This window comes from Variovorax humicola (assembly GCF_037889915.1).
Classification (GTDB): Bacteria; Pseudomonadota; Gammaproteobacteria; order Burkholderiales; family Burkholderiaceae_C; genus Variovorax; species Variovorax humicola.
On sequence record NZ_JBBKZV010000066.1, the window covers coordinates 1 to 17,696 of the forward strand.

Consider the following 17,696-nt stretch of genomic DNA (forward strand, 5'->3'; position numbering starts at 1 on the left):
CAAGTCCGGCGGCGAGTGGATCGGCTCGATCGACCTCGAGAACATCGCGATGGCCCACCCGGCCGTGGCGATGGCGGCCTGCATCGCCGCGCGCCATGCGAAGTGGGACGAGCGCCCGCTGCTGGTGGTGGTGAGGAAGCCGGGCCAGGCGCTCGAGCGCGACGAGTTGCTCGACTTCTTCGATGGCAAGATCGCCAAGTGGTGGACACCCGACGACGTGGTCTTCGTCGACAGCATTCCGCTCGGTGCCACGGGCAAGGTGCAGAAGAACATTCTGCGAGCCGCCTGGCAGGACCACCTGCTGGCCGCGGCCTGAGGCGCTCATGTCGCCCCTCTCGCTCACCGCCTGGCCGGCGCGCAGCCGAACGCTCTTTCCGGGCGTTCTCGCATGCGTCGTGGTCGCTGCGGCCTCGACTTTCCTTTCTCAGCACTACGGCGCGCCGGTGATGCTGTTCGCGCTCATCGTGGGGATGGCGATGAACTTCCTGTCGGCGGAAGGCCCGTGCAAGCCGGGCATCGAGTTCACCGCGCGACAGGTGCTGCGCTGAGGCGTGGCGCTGCTGGGGCTGCGCATCACGGTGGGACAGGTCGCCGCGCTGGGCTGGCATCCGGTGCTGCTGGTGATCGTGTCGATGGTGCTGACCATCGGCGTGTCGATGATCGTCGCACGGCTTTTGGGCTTCAACACGCTGTTCGGCCTGCTCAGCGGCGGGGCCACCGCCATCTGCGGCGCCTCTGCGGCGCTGGCGTTGGCGGCGGCGCTGCCGGCGCACCCACTGAAGGAGCGCGCGACGCTGTTCACGGTGGTGGGCGTGTCGGTTCTGTCGACGACCGCCATGATCGTCTACCCGATGATCGCGCGCGCCCTCGGGCTTTCCGAGCACGGATCCGGCATCTTTCTGGGCGCCACGATCCACGATGTGGCACAGGTGGTCGGCGCTGGCTACGGCATGTCCAAGGACGTCGGGGACATCGCCACGGTCGTCAAGCTCATGCGCGTGGCGATGCTGCTGCCGGTGATCCTGTTTGCCGTGATGTGCACGCGCGCCCTGGGCAAGGGCGCCGGCGGTCCGCGCCCGCCGCTGCTGCCGTGGTTTGCAGTGGCCTTCGCCGCGCTGGTGGCGATCAACAGCACCGGCTGGCTGCCAGAGCTCGTCGCCACGGCGGGTAGCGATTTCTCGCGCTGGTGCCTTGTCGCGGCGATCGCCGGCATCGGCATGAAGACCCAGTTGCGCGAACTGGCCACCGTCGGGCTCAAGCCCGTGTTGTTCATGGTCGGCGAGACCGTATTTCTGGCGGCGTTGGCGCTCGCGCTGTTGCGCTGGGCTTCCTGATACTGACCCGCGTTCAACGATATAGAGGGTAGAAGGGCGGTTTCAAGTCTGAAGCGCAACAGGTTGAGTTATTGAATTGACGCGGGCGGCTGATGGGAGGATGCCAGTGTTCTTGCGAACACCTCCAGAAGGCGTGTGCCACGCATGCGTGGCACGAGGCCGGTTGTTCATGCTGTTGGCGATTGCATCGAGCTCGTCCTGACTGAACAAGCTCAGGCTGTCCCTTGGGCATGTAATGGCGAAGCAGGCCGTTGGTATTCTCGCAGGTGCCGTGTTGCCAAGGGGGCTGTGCGGGTCACAGAAGTACACCTTCACCCCCGTCTGTTCCCTCATGTCCGCCGGACGCGACATCTCCTTGCCCTGGTCGTAGGCCAACCTCTGGCGCGTTGGCTCGGCAATCAAATTCAGCTTGGGTGCGCCGGGAGACCGGCGCACCACTTCAGATTTAGGTCCACCTTCGGACTTTCCAGTGGGTCAAAAAGCCGCGGCAGTTCCGGTCGCCTGGAGGCACAAAGGCCCGCCAGGCCGGAAACCCGCACCAGCGCTCGCTTTCCGAGGAATCGAGGGAATTCACGAAGGTGCGATTGGGCAGTTTCATGTCGGTTGCGGCCGCTCGAATTTCCCCAGGCGACCCACTCCAAACCCTGAAGGACCCAGATTTAAGGCATCCGGTTGCAATGTTGCCTGCTCAGCGCGCAACGACCTGCCCGCTATCGCTCCGCCGTCGAGTGCGCAGAGGTCGTTGGGAACCTAGCCGAAGGATCTGGCGACCACCACATCAGACACGATAAGTCGCGCGGCTGTGGCTTTGAGCACTTGTTCAACCGTCACACCAGGGGAAGTCTCGCGCAACACCAGACCCTCTGCCGTGGGCTCGATCACAGCAAGCTCCGTGACCACGAGGTCCACACGACGCACCGACGTCAAAGGCAGAGAGCAGCTCCCGACAATTTTGGATTCACCTTTGGCCGAATGCGTCATCGCGACAATGACGCGCTTGGCCCCCGTCACAAGGTCCATTGCGCCTCCCATGCCGGGGATCATCCGCCCCGGCACCATCCAGTTGGCCAGTTGCCCGGCTTCGTCGACCTGCAAGCCGCCGAGCACGGTAACGTCCAGGTGGCCGCCTCGGATCAATCCGAAAGACATTGCCGAATCGATCGCACACGCCCCCGGTCCGGCTCCGACCGGTCGTCCCCCCGCATCCGTCAAGTCTGCCCATGCAAAGCCCACCTCGGGCAGTGGCTGCATACCGACCAGCCCGTTCTCCGACTGGAAGTACACATTTACGCCTTGTGGCAAATAGTGGGCGACCTGCGTCGGCAAACCAATGCCTAGATTCACGAGCTGCCCATCGCGCAGTTCTTGCGCTACGCGACGCGCGATGATTTCCTTCTCATCCATCATTGCGATCCTTCCCGATCAGGTAGTCGATCAGCACGTGCGGCGTGACGACGGCATCCGGCGGTATCACCCCCACCGGCACTACGTCGTCGGCTTCCGCGATGACGGTAGTCGCTGCCATGGCCAAAACGGGATTGAAATTGCGCGAGGTCAGCGCGTACTCCAGGTTGCCGAAGTAGTCCGCTCGCTTGGCATTGATCAGCGCAAAATCAGCCTTGAGCGGTCGCTCCAGCAGAAAGGTGCAACCATCGATCTCGATCTCCCGTTTGCCATGCGCGGCAAGCGTACCCACACCTGTCTGCGTTAGAACACCCCCCAAGCCGTACCCACCGGCGCGGATGCGTTCGATCAGTGTCCCTTGGGGTACGAGTTCGACTTCGATCTCGCCAGCCAGCATCTGCCGCTGAGTTTCTGGATTGGTGCCAATGTGGCTCGTGATCAATCGCCGAACGCGCTTCAAGCCGATCAGCTTGCCGATTCCGACGCCCGGACGGGCCGTGTCGTTGGCAATGACCGTGAGGTCACGCCGGCCTTGGCTTATCAACTCGTCGATGACACGTGGCGGCGTTCCGGCACCCATGAAGCCACCAATCATGATGACCGCACCATCCGGGATCAAGGCCGCGGCGTCGCTTGGCTGGATAGTCTTCATAGTGATCGACAGGATAAGGCCTTTCGCTGCGCGCGCATTCTCATTGCCGGCATTGAGTTGATGCACATCATCACGAAGGGTCAGCTTGACGACGTTGAGGGCCAAGTCTCGCCCGCAGCATCGAAGTTCTATTCGCTGGCTTTCTGAGCGGCAGGCGAAAGCCTGGCTTCATTGCGCTGTGCGTCGTACTGCGACAGAAACCTGATCTGGCGCAAGGGGACATGGCGCGAGTTGCATATCGTCCGGGAAGAGCATGCCGCGGTGTCGGCGATGCTGTGGTCCATCCTCATGTTGCTTGCTCAGCACCGACGAGACGGCACCTTGCCGGACTTTGCGGGCGCTGCGCATTGTTCAGGACTGACGCTTGCCCGCCCGCGCGCGACGTTGAACGGCACTGAGAATTCCACGCAGGATGTCCATCGGCGGTGGAGGACAACCGGGCACCGCCACATCGACGGGGATCACGTTCGCCACTTTGCCGCAACTGGCATAGCTCTCGCCGAAGATGCCACCGGTGCAGCCGCAGTCGCCGACAGCGACCACCAGCTTGGGTTCCGGCGTGGCGTCGTAGGTTCGCCGCAAAGCTTCCTCCATGTTGCGCGACACCGGCCCGGTGACCAGCAGCATGTCGGCGTGGCGCGGACTGGCGACGAACTTGATGCCAAGTCCCTCGATGTTGTAGTAGGGATTGTTGAGCGCGTGGATCTCGAGCTCGCAGCCGTTGCACGAGCCGGCATCGACTTCGCGGATCGTCAGGGCCTTGCCGAGGATGACGAGGATCTCGTGCTGGAGGCGATCGACCGCGGCGCGTTCGGCTGCGTCGACCTGAGGCGCCGGCTCGGTGACGATGCCCGTGCGAACGATCTGTCGGAGGATGTGCCACATCAGAGGTCGTGCCCCGAGTAACTCAGGTTGAAGGACTTGTTGATCAGCGGAAAGTCCGGAACGATGTTGCCGATGACGGCGTGTTCGAGCACCGGCCAGTTCTGCCAGGACGGATCGTGGCAATGGCATCGCACGATGCGGCCATCGGCGCCGATCTCCAGGGCGACGAAAATCTCGCCCCGCCAGCCTTCGACCCAGCCGGCACCCAGCGTCGCCGAGGCCGGCGGCCGCAACGAGGTGCGGGCCGTGCCGTCCGGCAGGCCGGCGCAGATGGCGCGAATGAGCCGCAAGGACTCGAAGGTCTCCTCAAAGCGCACTGCCACACGTGCTGCGACATCGCCGTCGTTGTGCGTCGCGATGGCCACCTTGAGTCGATCATGGGGCGGCGAAGGAAAATCGCTGCGCAGATCGGCCGATTGCCCGCTGGCGCGTCCCGCAAGCCCCGTGAGGCCGAGTTGCGCTGCCAGTTGGGGTGTCACCCGGCCGGTGCCGACGAAGCGATCCTGCAGCCCCGCATGTTCGTCGTACACGCGCCGCAAGGCGCGCACCTCCTTCTCGATCGCGTCGCACTGTCGGCGCAGGCGATCCCGCAGGGCCGGTGCCAGATCGATCCCCACGCCGCCCGGTACGACGGCGTCCATCATCAGGCGGTGGCCTGTCATCTCTTTCGACAGGCGCAACCAGTCTTCGCGCAGGCGCGAGAACTGCGCCAGGCCGAAGGCCAAGGCCGCATCGTTGCCCAGCGCACCGAGGTCGCCCAGGTGGTTGGCCACGCGCTCGCGCTCCAGCATCAGGGCACGCAGCCAGGCGGCGCGTTCCGGAATCTCGAACTCCCAGGCCGATTCGAGTGCCATGCAGTAGGCCCAGGCGAAAGCGACCGCCGTGTCGCCGCAGACGCGTCCCGCAAGCCGGTGGGCCTCGAGCGGGTTCAGTTCCGTGAAGCGGCGCTCGATGCCCTTGTGCGTGTAGCCGAGGTGCTGTTCGAGCCGCAGCACCTTCTCGCCCACCACGGAGAAGCGAAAGTGGCCGGGTTCGATGATGCCGGCATGCACCGGCCCGACGGCGATCTCGTGCACCCCGTCGCCCTCGACGCGCACGAACGGGTAGTCGGCAGGGAGCTTGCCTTCGGCGGCAACTTCGGACTGGCGATCATGCCGCAGCGGTGGGGTTGCGCCCGGCCACAGCCCATGGTCGAGCCAGGGGCGATGGTCTCCACTGCCTTCGGCGCGGATGCCCGACATATCGGCCATGGCGCGCTGCATGCGCCCCGCACACGGAAACGCGACAGCGAGGTCAGGAAACCCCTGCGCGGCGTCGTCCAGCTTCAGGTCGAGCCAGAGCAACCCCTCGGGGACGGCATAGGCCGCGCACGTCGCCATGGCGGCGCCGCACGCGCGGCGGTCAACGCCCCAGACCGCGACCAGCCGGCCGCCGGCGTCCGCGATGCTGCGTGCCGCGGCGCTCCAGGTGTCGCCGTCTACCCGCCCATGCCAGGCCGGCATCGGCGCGAGCAGGCGCCACAGATCGAGTTCGAGGTCCGCCAGCGTCATCTGGTCAGTTCCCCAGCATGGCTGCCGCCTGTACGTACCAGGTGTTGAGGTAGGGCGGGACGTAGAGGCCGAGCATCAGGCCCAGCGCCAGATGCACGAACACCGGTATCAGCGCCGGCGGATGTGCCAAGGGCTTGACATTGGTCTCGCCGAACACCATCGGCTGGACCCGGCTGAAGACCGAGGCAAACGCCAGGCCCAGCGCAATCAGCAGGAACGGGGTGGCCCAGGGCTGCGCACGCATCGCAGTCGTGACGATCAGGAACTCACTGGCGAAGACGCCGAACGGCGGCATGCCCAGGATGGCCAGCGACCCGAGCATCAGGCCCCACGCCACGGTCGGACTGACCGTGATGAGCCCGCGAATGTTTTCCATGACCTGGGTGCCGGCCTTCTGCGTGGCATGCCCCACGGCAAAGAAGATCGCGGACTTGATCAGCGAATGCACCGTCATGTGCAGCAGGCCGGCGTAGTTGGCGATCGGGCCGCCCATGCCGAAAGCGAAGGTCATCATCCCCATGTGCTCGATCGACGAGTAGGCGAACATGCGCTTCACGTCCTTCTGCCGGATCAGGAAGAACACGGCCGCCACCACCGAAAGCAGCCCGAATCCCATCATCAGGCGGCCGGCCAAGGGGCTTTGCAGCGCGCCGTCGGTCAGCACCTTGCAGCGCAGGATCGCGTAGAGCGCGACATTCAGCAGCAGGCCCGACAGCACGGCCGACACCGGCGTCGGACCCTCGGCATGCGCGTCCGGCAGCCAGTTGTGGACGGGCACCAGGCCGACCTTGGTGCCGTAGCCGATGAACAGGAACGCGAACGCCAGCGTGATGATGTGCGGGTCGAGCTGGGCCTTCGCTGCATCGAGGTTGGTCCAGAGCAGCGCGCCGCCTTCAGGGCCGATCACCTTCGCGGCGGCCATGTACAGCAGCACCGTTCCGAACAAGGCTTGCGCGATGCCCACGCCGCACAGGATGAAGTACTTCCACGCAGCTTCGAGGCTGGCCGCGGTGCGGTAGACGCTGACCAGCAGCACGGTGGTCAGTGTCGCGGCCTCCATCGCGACCCAGACGATGCCCATGTTGTTGGTCGTCAGCGCCAGCAGCATCGTGAAGCTGAACAACTGGTACATGCTGTGGTACAGCCGCAGGCGCGGCGGCGTCATCTTGCCGTGGTCGCGCTCCACGCGCATGTAGGGCCGCGAGAAGATGGAGGTGGTCAGGCCGACGAACGCCGTCAGCGCCACGAGGAAGACGTTCAGCGCGTCGATGTAGAACTCGCGCCCCCACAGCAGCATCGGCCCGCCCGCGACGACCTGCGCGGTGAGCGCGCAGGCAGCAGCGAAGGTGCCCAGGCTGAAGGCGACGTTGACGTCGCGCGCGTTGTCGCGATGGCCGACCAGTGCCAGCACCAGCCCACCGGCCAGCGGGGTTGCGAGGAGGAAGGCGAGGGCGATCAACTCAGTCTTCCTTCAGCTTTTCGAGGTTGCGGATGTCGAGGCTGTCGAACTGCTCTCGAATCTGGAACATGAACACGCCCAGGATCAGCACGCCGATCAGCACGTCCAGCGCGATGCCGAACTCGACCACCATCGGCATGCCGTAGGTGGCCGAGGTGGCGGCAAAGAACAAGCCGTTCTCCATGGCGAGGAATCCGATCACCTGCGGAACCGCCTTCGCGCGCGTGATCATCATCAGGAAGGACAGCAGCACGCAGGCCAGCGCGATGCCCAGCGTGCCGCTGGCCAAGGCCGACGACAGCTGCGAGATCGGTATCGCCAGGTTGAAGGCGAAGATCACGACCCCGATGCCGATCAGCATCGTCGTGGGGATGTTGATCAGCGTCTCGACGTCCCAACGAATCTCGAGACGGTCGATGACCCGATGCAGCAGGTAAGGGATCAACAGCACCTTGAGCACCAGGGTCAGTCCGGCCGACAGGTACAGGTGGTACTGGTGGGTCGCATAGCCGACCACGGCAGTCGCGAGCGCCAGTGTCGCGCCCTGCATCGTGAACAGGTGGATCAGCGTGAGAATGCGCCGCTGCGCGATCATCGCGAAGGCGAGCATCAGCAACACCGCGCCGAGCAGGTTGACGAACTGGGTGAGGAGGCTGCCGTTCATGTCAATGGTTGAGCAGCAGGTGCACCAGCATGCCGATCACGGCCAGCAGGAAGGCGGTGGCCAGGAACTCAGGCACGCGGAAGATGCGCATCTTGGTGCTCGCCGTCTCCAGCATCGCCAGCAGGAAGCCGCCCACCGCGAGCTTGGCCACCAGCACCGGCAGCGCCAGCAGCATCGCCATCGGCGCCTGCGCCTCGGCCACGCCCCAGGGGAAGAACAGGGCCACGCCGATGCACGAATAGGCGAACAGCTTCAGGCTGGCCGCCCATTCGATCAGTGCCAGGTGGCGGCCCGAGTATTCGAGGATGAGTGCCTCGTGGATCATCGTCAGTTCGAGGTGCGTGGCAGGGTTGTCGACCGGCACGCGCGCGTTCTCGGCCAGCGACACCATCGTGAATGCAACGCCGGCAAAGGGCAGGCCGGGATAGATTGCCAGTTCGCGATGCGCCAGCGTCTCGACGATGGTGGCGAGCGAGGTCGACTGGGAGATCAGCGAGGCCGAGAACAGGACCATCAGGAGGGCCGGCTCCGCAAGGAATCCGAACAGCATCTCGCGCCGCGCGCCCATGGTGCCGAAGGCGGTGCCGATGTCCATGGCGGCCAGCGAGATGAACACCCGCGCCAGGGCGAACAGGCCGACCAGCGCGATCGCATCGGCCGCCGGCGCCAGGGGCAGATCGGTCGACAGCGTGGGGATGATGGCGCAAGCCAGCACCATGCAGCCGAACATCACATAGGGCGCGATGCGAAACAGGCGCGACGCGTGGTCGGCCACCATCGACTCCTTGTGGAACAGCTTGTGGAGCATCCGGTAGGGCTGCCAGAGGCTGGGTGCGGACTTGTTCTGCAGCCACGCGCGACACTGGTTGACCCAGCCGGTCAAGAGCGGCGCCAGCCCGACCGCAATGACGATCTCCAGCAACTGCGAGATGAAGCCTGCGAAGGTCATTTCAGCCTCATTGCATCACCACGACCAGCGTCGCCACGAGCGTCAGGAAGCTGTAGAGCAGGTACACCGAGATCCGGCCCTGCTGCATCATGCCGATCAACCGCGCGAGGTAGGCCGTCAGGTCGACGACGGGCACATAGAGCCAGCGCCAGAAGTGGTCCTCCACCGTGACGCGGTAGCGTGGCGTCACGTCGAAGGGCGTGGGCAACTCGCGCCGCATCAGGAAGAAAGGCTCGAAGATCTGGCGGATCGGCTGGCCGAAGCCCTCGGCCGTGTCCTGCATGCGCGCCGTGCCCCACGAATAGCCGCAGGCCCAGGCCGGGCCACGGCGCATGCGGCCGTGGTAGAGCCTGCGCACGAGCAGCCAGGCGAGACCGAAGCTTCCGAGAATGCCGAGCAGGAAGATCACCGGGCCATAGCTGGCTTGCTGCAGGCTGGTGGGTGCCAGCAGCCAGCCGCTGGCCGCCACCCTGGCGCCCAGGCCCGACGCGACCAGCTGTTGCGTGACAGGGTCGATCAGCTGGATAAACTGCGTCGGCAGCAGCCCGAGCGCGATGCAACCGAGCGCCAGCCAGGCCATGCCCGCGCGCTCCAGGCGGCCGGCGTCGTGCGCGTGGGCTAGCTTCTCCTCGCGTGGCTGGCCCAGGAAGATGACGCCGAAGAACTTGACCATCGTGTAGCCCGCCAGCGCCGCCACCAGGGCGATGATGGCGGCGACGACCGGGATGAGCATGGTCAGCAACGGCACCGGCAGCCCCGGCGTGAAGAGGAAGCTCTGCAGCAGCAGCCATTCGGAGACGAAGCCGCCCAGCGGCGGGAGCCCGGCGCTGGTGAGCACGCCCAGCAGCGTGAGCCAGGCGACCCAAGGCATGGTGCGGATCAGGCCCCCCAGCTTGCCGAGGTTGCGCTCGGACGTGGCATGCAGCACGCTACCGGTGCCGAGGAAAAGCAGGCTCTTGAAGACCGCGTGGCTTGCGACATGGTAGAGGGTCGCGGTCAGCGCCAGTGCGGCCATGGGCTTCATCCCATAGGCCGAGAAAATCAGGGTCAGGCCCATGCCGACGAAGAGCAGGCCCATGTTCTCGATCGACGAGTAGGCCAGCAGCCGCTTCATGTCGGTCTGCACCGCTGCGAAGATCACCCCGAACAGGGCCGTCGCCAAGCCGACCGCGAGCAGCAGCCCGCCCCACCACCACAGGCGCGAGTGCAGCAGGTCGAAGGACACGCGCAACAGGCCATAGACGGCCGTGTTGAGCATGACGCCGCTCATCATGGCCGAGACCGGGGAGGGCGCGGCGGGATGGGCCTCGGGCAGCCACACATGCAGCGGCAGGACGCCGGCCTTGGCGCCGAAGCCCAGCAGCGCGAGAAGGAAGCCGGCCGAGGCCCAGAACGGCGACAGTTCCTGCGCGCGCATGTTGGCGAAGGTGTAGTCGCCCGTGTTGGCTTGAAGCACACCGAAGCACAGCAGCACCGCGATCGCGCCGATCCTCGCCATCGTGATGTATAGATAGCCGGCGCTGCGCACCTCTGGCATTCGGTGGTTCGCGGTCACCAGAAAGAATGACGACAGCGCCATCGTTTCCCACATCACCATGAACGCGTATGCGTCATCGGCAAGGACCACGCCCACCATGCTGACCAGGAAGACGTGGTACTCCAGGCACAGCAGGCCGGGCGGCGTCCCCTCGCCCTTGCGGAAGTAGCCGGCCGCAAAGGTGGAGATGCCCACTGACGCGGCCCCGATCACCATCAGGAAATAGGCCGACAGGCTGTCCAGGCGGAGATGGAACGGCAACGCCGGCAGCCCGATCGGCAGCACCGCGGCCTCGGCGGGACCACGCAGCGCGCCCAGGGCCACGCCGAAGAGCGCCAGGCCAAGCCCTGCCCCGATCGGGAAGAGCACCTGCGATACCAGCCTGAACCGATGCAGGGCGAAGATTCCGGCCGCGCCCACGCACAACCAAGCCATCGCAACGACGAGTATCCAGTCCAGATGAAGCCATTGCGCGATAGGTGGCGGAGCAATGACCGGAGTCAGGCGCGCAAATTGGAATTCCATACACCCTCAGCACGTCGCAATATAGGGCCCCGCCACGCCCGGACCTTGCGCGGGATCAAGTCGTGCGGCCTTGCGCCTTGAACCGGTTGTCAGGCGTAACGGCGACAGCGAAGCAGGACGCCCGCAAGAGCAACCAGAGCAACGATGAGGTCGACCGCTTCTTCTCCGGATGAAAGAGCGCTTGCGACGGTGCCCGATGGAACTGGCGCGCGGTATGCCAGTTCGTTCGTGCCGCGAGACCCACGCAGGCAGATAAGGAGCATCGTGCAGACGCATGACCGGCGCGTTGATCTGCATCAAGTCCGCGGCGGTCCGCGCCGGTCAAAGTGGAGGCCACGGCCCCCATTGGGCAGTTTGAAGGCCTCTCCATGAAGAAACGGTCAGTCTTCGTCGTCGCGGTTGCACTCTGCGCGCTCGCGCTGCCGGCAATGTCGAAGGACGAGCTTCCTGCGGTCGTCGTTTCCTCGGAGCCTGGCAAGGCGACCATCACCGAAGCCGTCAAGGTTACGGGGACGGTCGAGTCGGTCGACCTGCAGAAGCGCCGTGTGTCGATCAAGGGATCCCACGGGAAGGTGCAATCCCTGGAGCTTGGCCCCGACGTGCGCAACCTCAAGCAGGTCAAGGTCGGCGACAGGGTCGTGGTGCGCTACGCCCAGGCGCTGACGCTGACCTTGATGAAAGACGGCAAGGAACTGCGCGGCAAGACCGAAAGCGTGGGCGGTGAGAGGTCGCGCAAGGGCAAGCGGCCGGCAGGTGCGGTCGGCCAGAAGGTCGAGGTCACCGCCGACGTGGTCGCTGTCAACCGGAGAACCAGGACGATCACGCTGCGCGGGCCGCAACAGAAGGTCGACCTGAAGGTGCGCGATCCCGAACAACTGAAGCAGATCAAGGTGGGCGACCAGATTCACGCCGTCTACACCGAGGCGGTGGCGCTTTCGGTCGAGCCGGCGGCGCGTGCCAGACCGTAGGCGCGCGACGCGTCCGGACCTCTGGATTGATGAACCGCCCGCAAGCCAAGGAGCTTCGAATGCGACCACCAGGAACGATGCGAAGCGCAAGCGCGGGGCTCCCGCGTGTCGCCTTCGTCGCGGCCAGCCTGCTTGCTGCACTCGGCGCGCATGCGGCGGAACATTCGGCGGGCGTCGAGGGCAAGGTGGCTACCTTTCTCGCGTGGTTCATCATCTGCGTGGTCCCGATCATCGGGAATTCCGGCTGAAGGAAAACACCGTGCAAATCTTCAACAGGCTGTTCGGCATCAAGAAGGTCGCGGACGCGCATTGCGATGATGAAACCGACCGCATGGTGACACGCGTGATCGGCGTGAATCCGCGCTTGCGTCACGCGCACGAATACGACGGGCGATTGCGCTCGACGCTGGCGAAGTCGCTCGTCTATCTCCGCGACCTTGTCGCCGCATTTCCGCCGCCGCGCGCGGCAAGCCCGCAAAGCTGGGCGACCGACCCGTACATCCGCGCATTCTTCGCCACCGCAAGCGATGTGGCTGCCACATTCGCGTGGTCCAGGGACCTCGCCGACTTTTTCGAGCGGGCGCCGGGCCTGAACGAAGCCTACGCGGTGCTCGGGATGGAAATGACCGAGCACCGCACCCTGGGCGCCTCCCAGGAAGGCGGCATCACGCGATCGGACGTCCCGCAGACGACGCTGAGTTTCAGCGATCAGCAGATCCGGATCTGCGGGTCCTCGGTATCGGCCCTGAGGGAAGAGATCGCTGGACGAATGGTCGACCAATTGGCGGTCGAGGCGCTCGCCCAGATCGCGGCGGACGGCTCCCGACGTGATGAACTCGGGCGCGAGCGTGCGCTACTGTCCACGCGACTCCGGATACTGGAGCGTCAGGGCATGGGCATGCGCTCGTTGACGGGCGGCAACACGCAGCCCAATGCCGCCGAAGCGGCGCGACTGCGCCAGCAGATGGATGAGAACGACTACGAGCTGAGGCGCCTGGGCTCATTCTCGGAGGTGTTCGATCGCGAGCTCGAATGCGTATGCGAGGTCTTCTCGGATCCGGACAAGCGAATCCACATCTCACCGAAGCAGGTGCGATTGAGCCGCATGAATGTCGTCCTCAGCGACGAGGCCGCGGAAGACGCCCACTTGCTCGACCTGGAGATCGTCCGTGTTTCAGGCGATCCACCGCGGGAACGTGCCATCGCGCTGGTGCGGGTGTCTCGGTTCGACGTGCCAAAGCCTGCGAACTTGCTCGACGAAGCGGCAAGGCTGCCGAGTTGAGAGGCAGATCAACCAACCGGAGAGCATCATGGAAAGAAGCAAAAGGGGTCACGGCCAAGCGCACCCGTCAATCGAACCGGACGAGCAGGTGTCCGCACAGGAAGTTGGCGACAAGGAGGCCAAGCCGGCCCGCAAGAAATCGCTGTCGAACAAGCAATACCTCTCGGCCCTCAAGGAACTCCACGTCGAACTGGTTCGACTTCAGGAGTGGGTGCAGAAAATGGGCCTAAAGGTCTGCATCATCTTCGAGGGGCGCGATGGCGCGGGAAAGGGCGGCACGATCAAGGCGATCACCGAGCGCGTGAGCCCGCGGATCTTTCGCGTGGTGGCGTTGCCGGCTCCAACCGACCGGCAGCTGAGCCAGATGTACCTGCAGCGCTATATCCCGCACTTGCCTGCAGCAGGCGAGGTCGTGATCTTCGATCGCAGCTGGTATAACCGCGCCGGCGTGGAGCGCGTCATGGGCTTCTGCACGGAGAAGCAGCTCAGGGGTTTCCTTAGGGTAACGCCGCTGGTGGAGCAGGCCATCATCCAGTCGGGCGTGATCTTGCTCAAATACTGGCTCGAGGTGAGCCCCGAGGAGCAGACCCGCCGGCTCGAGGCGCGCATCGACGATGGTCGTAAGGTGTGGAAGCTCACGGCGATGGATCTCAAGTCCTACAGCCGGTGGTTCGACTATTCGCGCGCTCGCGACGAGATGTTCCAGGCGACCGATCTGCCGACATCACCATGGTTTGTCGTGCACTCTGACGACAAGAAACGCGCACGCTTGAACCTGATTAAGCACCTGCTCGGGCAGATTCACTACGAGAAGCTGCCGCGCCCGAAGGTCAAGCTGCCGAAGCGGCAGGCACGCGGCGACTACGAGGAACTGAAGCTGCCGCTCAAGATCGTTCCCGAGATCTACTAGGTCAAGGGAACTGAATTGATGTTTCCGGCGCGGTTGCACTGCACGATGGCCGGCACCTGACCCTGCGCGAAATACTCCCGGACGACGGGGGTGTGCTGCAGGCAGCAAGGGATGACATTCGGTGCGGTCGCGCTGCACGCGCTCCATGAGTACATCCACAGGCCGATCGCGCGTCCGGCTCTCGCCCAACGTGCGCTCTGAGGTCATCTCGGCGTTACCGGTATCGTCAGGCTCGTGCGCTTGCCATCACAGCCTGGCGGACCATGCTGGGGCGCGAATCCGCGCTGCGGCCTGCTCAATCCGCTCCAAGTCGCGTAACCATTGCTCTAGAGGCTTCGTCGCGGCCTACGTCGAACGCCTGATTCGTTGGACAAGGGAAACAACGCCGACTGGTATCGCCTGCCGGACCTGTGTGCGACGACCGACACGCTCATCGGTGACGCAGACGGTGTGTACCACCCGTCGCTGTTCAACGATCGTCTGCTACTCGGCCTGAAGGGCACGATGAGCGAAACAGAACTATAGGTTTCGCTGGCGTGGCTACGATGCGCTGGCTCACCCCTACCTACACCGCGATCCTACGCGCATTTGCCCGACCGCTTCAAGGCGCAGCGGCGCATCCACGTTGAGCAGTTGCCGGAGGCCGCCGACAAGCTGCAGATGCTGTCGCGCTCGATCGCGGCGCTGACCGCAGCCGGCTACGACGACATCGGCATGGACCACTTCGACGCGCTGGCGGTGGGCCAGGCGCCAGGGCCGGCTGCACCGCAACTTCCAGGGCTAGGGCACGCAGCCGGATGGCGACATCGCGGCGCCTGCCGGCTTGATGCAGATCAAGGGTGGCTAGGCCGAGCACGTCGCCGAACTACTGTTCAGCCGAACTCATCCGCCCGAAGCGCGAGTGTTGATCCAGCGCAAACCGTGCCGTTCGTCCAGCCGCCAGACCTTGCCGCGCACGGTCACAGTTGCCGGCGAGCGTGCCGTGACTTCGATCTCCTGAACAATCAACAACCATCAAGAGGAGCCCATCGTGGCCCACAAGAAACCGAACATCCTCATTCTCTGGGGCGACGACATCGGCGTCTTCAACGTCAGTGCCTACAACCGGGAATGATGGGCTACAAGACGCCCAACATCGATCGAATCGCCCGGGGGGGCGCGCTCTTAACCGACTGGTAGGGCCAGCAGAGCTGCACGGCCGGCCGCGCCGCCATCATCACCGGGCAATCACCGATTCGCACAGGTCTCACCAAGGTGGGCCTGCCGGGCGCTCCCGAGGGCATGCGGATCGACGATCCGACGATTGCGGGGGACCGGCCAGTTCGGCAAGAATCACCTCGGTGATCGTGACGAGATGCTGCCCACGAACCACGGCTTCGACGAGTTCTTTGGAAATCTGTACCACCTGAACGCCGAGGAAGAGCCCGAGCATCCGGACTACCCCAAGGCCGCGGCCTTTCCCGATTTCAGGAAGAACTTCGGCCCGCGCGGCGTCATTCACAGCTTTGCCGGGGGCAAGATCATCGATACCGGCCCACTGACGAAGAAGCGCATGGAGACGATCGACGAAGAGGTCAACCTCAAGGCGATCGACTTCCTGGAGCGCGCCAGGAAGGCCGACAATCCCTTCTTCGTGTGGTGGAATCGACCAAGATGCACGTCTTCACTCACCTGAAGGACGGCGTCGCCGGCAAGACCGGCCTGGGCATTTACGCGGACGGCATGGCCGAGCATGACCGCCAGGTTGGTGAGATGCTCGACAAGCTGAAGGAACTCGGGATGGACAACAACACCATCGTGATGAACACGCGCTCGACCCGGTTGGCGCATGCCGCGCGCCGGCGCGATTTCCTTGCCGGCTCCGCTGCGGCCGGCACGCTCATGCTCTTGCACCCCATTCCTGCGCTTGCACAGGGGAAGCCCATGAAGAACACATTCACCATCCTGCACACCAACGACATGCATTCGGCCTTCATCGGCATGGGGCCGTCGTCGGACTACACGCCATTCACGCTCAACGACGACAACACCCGCGGAGGCTACTCCCGACTGGGCGCCCTGATCGCCACGCGGCGCGAGGCGCGCAAGAGCCTGGGCCCGGTGCTGACGCTCGATGCGGGCGACTACAGCATGGGCACCGGCTTCGCCGCCGCCAGCCGCGAGGTGGGCGGGGAGCTGCAACTGATGGCAAGCATGGGCTACGACGCGACGACCTTCGGCAACCACGAGTTCGATCTGGGGCCCGACGGGCTGGGCCAGGCGATCACCGTGGCGTCGAAGGCAGGCCGCATCCCGGCGCTGTTGCCGTCCAATACCCAGTTCGCGGGCGACGACCCCACGCTGGCCGATCTGCAGCGCCTGGCGAAGGAAGGCCTGATCCGCCGCCACCTGGTGATCGAGCGCGGCGGCATTCGCTTCGGCCTTTTCGGCCTGCTCGGCAAGGAAGCCCAGATCTACACCAGCGGCGCGGCTGCGACCTTCGCCGACCCGGTCGCCACGGCCAAGGAGATGGTGAAGTTGCTGCGAGAAACCGAGAAGGTCGACATCGTCATCGCGCTCAGCCACGGCGGTGTCGCGAAAGGCAAGGACGGACGGTATAGCGATGGCGAAGACATCCAGCTGCCGCAAGCAGTGCCGGGCATCGACATCGTGATCGGCGGCCACAGCCACACTGCGTTGCAGGAACCGATCATCGTCGATGGCCGCACGCCGGTCGTGCAAACCGGCCTGGAAGGGAGGAACCTCGGCGAGCTGGTGATCAGCGTCGAGGGCCACCAGTTGAAGGTGGTGTCCTATCGGCTCTACCCCATCGACGACAGCATCGCAGGCGACCGCGCCATTGCCGGCCAGATCGAAAAGCTCAAGGGCGCGGTCACGGCGGCGGTGTTCGCGTCGCGTGGCTACAGCATCGACCAGCCACTGGCGATCACGCCGCGCGACCTGCCCAATACATTCACCGACATTTCCGCCAGCACCTTGCTGGCCAACCTGTGCACCGACGCTTTCAGAAATGCCACGAATGCCGACATCGGCTTCACCGCCAACGGCATGATCCGCGCACCCCTGTTGCAAGGCAAGACCGGTGTGCTGACGGTCTACGACGTGTTCGCTGTGGCGCCGCTGGGCGCCGGCGTGCTGGACCCGACGGCTGGCAGCACGCTCGTGACCGGTTGGTTCACCGGAGTGGAACTGAAGAACTTGCTGGAATTCCTCCTGGTCGACAACCCGACCCACCCCGGCGAATACTTTCCGCGCGCGTCCGGCATGCGCTTCTTCTACGACATGTCGCGGCCTGCATTCGATGTCGTGAGCGCCATCGAACTTGGTGACCTGGAGCGCGGCTACCGCGAAATCAACATCAGTGGCCAGGACCCGGCCCTGTACAGCCTGAGCTGTCCGTTGATGCTGGGGATCATCATTGCCGCGATACCGAAATACACCAAGGGCAAGCTGGCCCTGACGGCCCAGAACCGCCAGGGTGAGCCTCTGGCGTCGAGGGTCGATGCACTCGAATTGCCCAGCGACACGGAGTCGCCCTACATGCTGGCGCCGCCGGGAAAGGTGGACGCGCGCAGCT

17 protein-coding genes and 4 pseudogenes are annotated in these 17,696 nt (G+C 64.8%); 12 read left to right on the forward strand and 9 right to left on the reverse strand.

Annotated features, from left to right (window positions below; translation table 11 throughout):
- The 3 genes from WKW80_RS36200 to WKW80_RS36210 all read left to right on the forward strand — a co-directional run.
- Positions 1–316: AMP-binding enzyme (locus WKW80_RS36200; protein ID WP_422823050.1), on the forward strand; the 316-nt coding region annotated here is incomplete at its 5' end.
- A gap of 7 nt (positions 317–323) precedes the next feature.
- Positions 324–548 carry a hypothetical protein gene (locus WKW80_RS36205; protein WP_340368392.1) on the forward strand — a complete coding sequence of 75 codons (225 nt, stop codon included), beginning with the start codon at positions 324–326 and terminating at the stop codon, positions 546–548.
- 3 nt (positions 549–551) lie between these two features.
- Positions 552–1,334, forward strand: coding sequence for a YeiH family protein (locus tag WKW80_RS36210; protein ID WP_340368393.1), 783 nt, complete (start codon positions 552–554; stop codon positions 1,332–1,334).
- A gap of 68 nt (positions 1,335–1,402) precedes the next feature.
- On the opposite strand, the pseudogene WKW80_RS36215 reads toward WKW80_RS36210, so the two are convergent.
- The 3 genes and pseudogenes from WKW80_RS36215 to WKW80_RS36225 all read right to left on the reverse strand — a co-directional run.
- Positions 1,403–1,745: pseudogene (locus tag WKW80_RS36215) on the reverse strand (IS30 family transposase); the annotation flags it as partial.
- Positions 1,746–2,084: 339 nt separating this feature from the next.
- Entirely contained in the window at positions 2,085–2,738 is a 654-nt protein-coding gene (locus WKW80_RS36220) for a 3-oxoacid CoA-transferase subunit B (RefSeq protein ID WP_340368394.1), read from the reverse strand.
- Positions 2,731–3,390, reverse strand: coding sequence for a 3-oxoacid CoA-transferase subunit A (locus WKW80_RS36225; RefSeq protein ID WP_340368395.1), 660 nt, complete (start codon positions 3,388–3,390; stop codon positions 2,731–2,733). Before WKW80_RS36225 ends, WKW80_RS36220 begins: the two co-directional genes overlap by 8 nt.
- 15 nt (positions 3,391–3,405) lie before the next feature.
- Here WKW80_RS36225 and WKW80_RS36230 point away from each other — a divergent pair.
- A pseudogene (locus WKW80_RS36230) lies at positions 3,406–3,537 on the forward strand (IS6 family transposase); the annotation flags it as partial.
- Between the two features lie 204 nt (positions 3,538–3,741).
- Here WKW80_RS36230 and WKW80_RS36235 read toward each other — a convergent pair.
- Genes WKW80_RS36235 through hyfB form a run of 6 tightly spaced genes read right to left on the reverse strand, consistent with a single transcriptional unit; the run spans position 3,742 to position 10,959 of the window.
- On the reverse strand, positions 3,742–4,275 hold the full coding sequence (locus tag WKW80_RS36235; protein WP_340368396.1) for an NADH-quinone oxidoreductase subunit B family protein: 534 nt from the start codon (positions 4,273–4,275) through the stop codon (positions 3,742–3,744).
- Positions 4,275–5,825, reverse strand: coding sequence for a hydrogenase large subunit (locus WKW80_RS36240; RefSeq protein ID WP_340368397.1), 1,551 nt, complete (start codon positions 5,823–5,825; stop codon positions 4,275–4,277). The genes WKW80_RS36235 and WKW80_RS36240 overlap by 1 nt, the downstream gene beginning before the upstream one ends.
- A gap of 4 nt (positions 5,826–5,829) precedes the next feature.
- Positions 5,830–7,284: a hydrogenase 4 subunit F gene (locus WKW80_RS36245; protein ID WP_340368398.1), complete on the reverse strand. Its 1,455-nt coding sequence runs from the start codon at positions 7,282–7,284 to the stop codon at positions 5,830–5,832.
- A 1-nt stretch (position 7,285) separates the two neighbouring features.
- Entirely contained in the window at positions 7,286–7,948 is a 663-nt protein-coding gene (locus WKW80_RS36250) for a formate hydrogenlyase (RefSeq protein WP_340368399.1), read from the reverse strand.
- A 1-nt stretch (position 7,949) separates the two neighbouring features.
- A complete protein-coding gene (locus WKW80_RS36255; protein WP_340368400.1) occupies positions 7,950–8,897 on the reverse strand; it encodes a respiratory chain complex I subunit 1 family protein in 948 nt (315 codons plus the stop codon).
- Between the two features lie 7 nt (positions 8,898–8,904).
- Complete coding sequence (gene hyfB, locus WKW80_RS36260) at positions 8,905–10,959, reverse strand: hydrogenase 4 subunit B (protein WP_340368401.1); 2,055 nt, start codon at positions 10,957–10,959, stop codon at positions 8,905–8,907.
- A gap of 368 nt (positions 10,960–11,327) precedes the next feature.
- Here hyfB and WKW80_RS36265 point away from each other — a divergent pair, with 368 nt between their 5' ends.
- From WKW80_RS36265 to WKW80_RS36300, 8 genes and pseudogenes are all read left to right on the forward strand, one after another.
- Positions 11,328–11,927 (forward strand): hypothetical protein, encoded by a 600-nt coding sequence (locus WKW80_RS36265; protein WP_340368402.1) that lies wholly within the window; start codon positions 11,328–11,330, stop codon positions 11,925–11,927.
- Positions 11,928–11,986: 59 nt separating this feature from the next.
- The gene (locus WKW80_RS36270) at positions 11,987–12,175 is read left to right on the forward strand and encodes a hypothetical protein (RefSeq protein ID WP_340368403.1); all 189 of its coding nucleotides are present in this window, start codon (positions 11,987–11,989) and stop codon (positions 12,173–12,175) included.
- Positions 12,130–13,209 carry a hypothetical protein gene (locus WKW80_RS36275; RefSeq protein WP_340368404.1) on the forward strand — a complete coding sequence of 360 codons (1,080 nt, stop codon included), beginning with the start codon at positions 12,130–12,132 and terminating at the stop codon, positions 13,207–13,209. Before WKW80_RS36270 ends, WKW80_RS36275 begins: the two co-directional genes overlap by 46 nt.
- A 28-nt stretch (positions 13,210–13,237) precedes the next feature.
- Positions 13,238–14,119 (forward strand): polyphosphate kinase 2, encoded by an 882-nt coding sequence (ppk2, locus tag WKW80_RS36280; protein ID WP_340368405.1) that lies wholly within the window; start codon positions 13,238–13,240, stop codon positions 14,117–14,119.
- Between the two features lie 366 nt (positions 14,120–14,485).
- Entirely contained in the window at positions 14,486–14,644 is a 159-nt protein-coding gene (locus WKW80_RS36285; protein ID WP_422823051.1) for a hypothetical protein, read from the forward strand.
- A 51-nt stretch (positions 14,645–14,695) separates the two neighbouring features.
- Positions 14,696–14,900 (forward strand): annotated as a pseudogene (locus WKW80_RS36290) (oxygen-independent coproporphyrinogen III oxidase); the annotation flags it as partial.
- A 249-nt stretch (positions 14,901–15,149) separates the two neighbouring features.
- Positions 15,150–15,928: pseudogene (locus WKW80_RS36295) on the forward strand (sulfatase-like hydrolase/transferase); the annotation flags it as partial.
- Between the two features lie 171 nt (positions 15,929–16,099).
- The coding region (locus WKW80_RS36300) for a bifunctional metallophosphatase/5'-nucleotidase (RefSeq protein ID WP_340368406.1) at positions 16,100–17,696 on the forward strand (1,597 nt) is incomplete at its 3' end.

Bases quoted from the DNA above. Each gene is read 5' to 3' on its own strand.
- WKW80_RS36205 (WP_340368392.1), top strand. From the start codon at position 324: ATGTCGCCCCTCTCGCTCACCGCCTGGCCGGCGCGCAGCCGAACGCTC.
- WKW80_RS36220 (WP_340368394.1), bottom strand. From the start codon at position 2,738: ATGGATGAGAAGGAAATCATCGCGCGTCGCGTAGCGCAAGAACTGCGC.
- WKW80_RS36225 (WP_340368395.1), bottom strand. From the start codon at position 3,390: ATGAAGACTATCCAGCCAAGCGACGCCGCGGCCTTGATCCCGGATGGT.
- WKW80_RS36235 (WP_340368396.1), bottom strand. From the start codon at position 4,275: ATGTGGCACATCCTCCGACAGATCGTTCGCACGGGCATCGTCACCGAG.
- WKW80_RS36240 (WP_340368397.1), bottom strand. From the start codon at position 5,825: ATGACGCTGGCGGACCTCGAACTCGATCTGTGGCGCCTGCTCGCGCCG.
- WKW80_RS36250 (WP_340368399.1), bottom strand. From the start codon at position 7,948: ATGAACGGCAGCCTCCTCACCCAGTTCGTCAACCTGCTCGGCGCGGTG.
- WKW80_RS36255 (WP_340368400.1), bottom strand. From the start codon at position 8,897: ATGACCTTCGCAGGCTTCATCTCGCAGTTGCTGGAGATCGTCATTGCG.
- hyfB (WP_340368401.1), bottom strand. From the start codon at position 10,959: ATGGAATTCCAATTTGCGCGCCTGACTCCGGTCATTGCTCCGCCACCT.
- WKW80_RS36265 (WP_340368402.1), top strand. From the start codon at position 11,328: ATGAAGAAACGGTCAGTCTTCGTCGTCGCGGTTGCACTCTGCGCGCTC.
- WKW80_RS36270 (WP_340368403.1), top strand. From the start codon at position 11,987: ATGCGACCACCAGGAACGATGCGAAGCGCAAGCGCGGGGCTCCCGCGT.
- ppk2 (WP_340368405.1), top strand. From the start codon at position 13,238: ATGGAAAGAAGCAAAAGGGGTCACGGCCAAGCGCACCCGTCAATCGAA.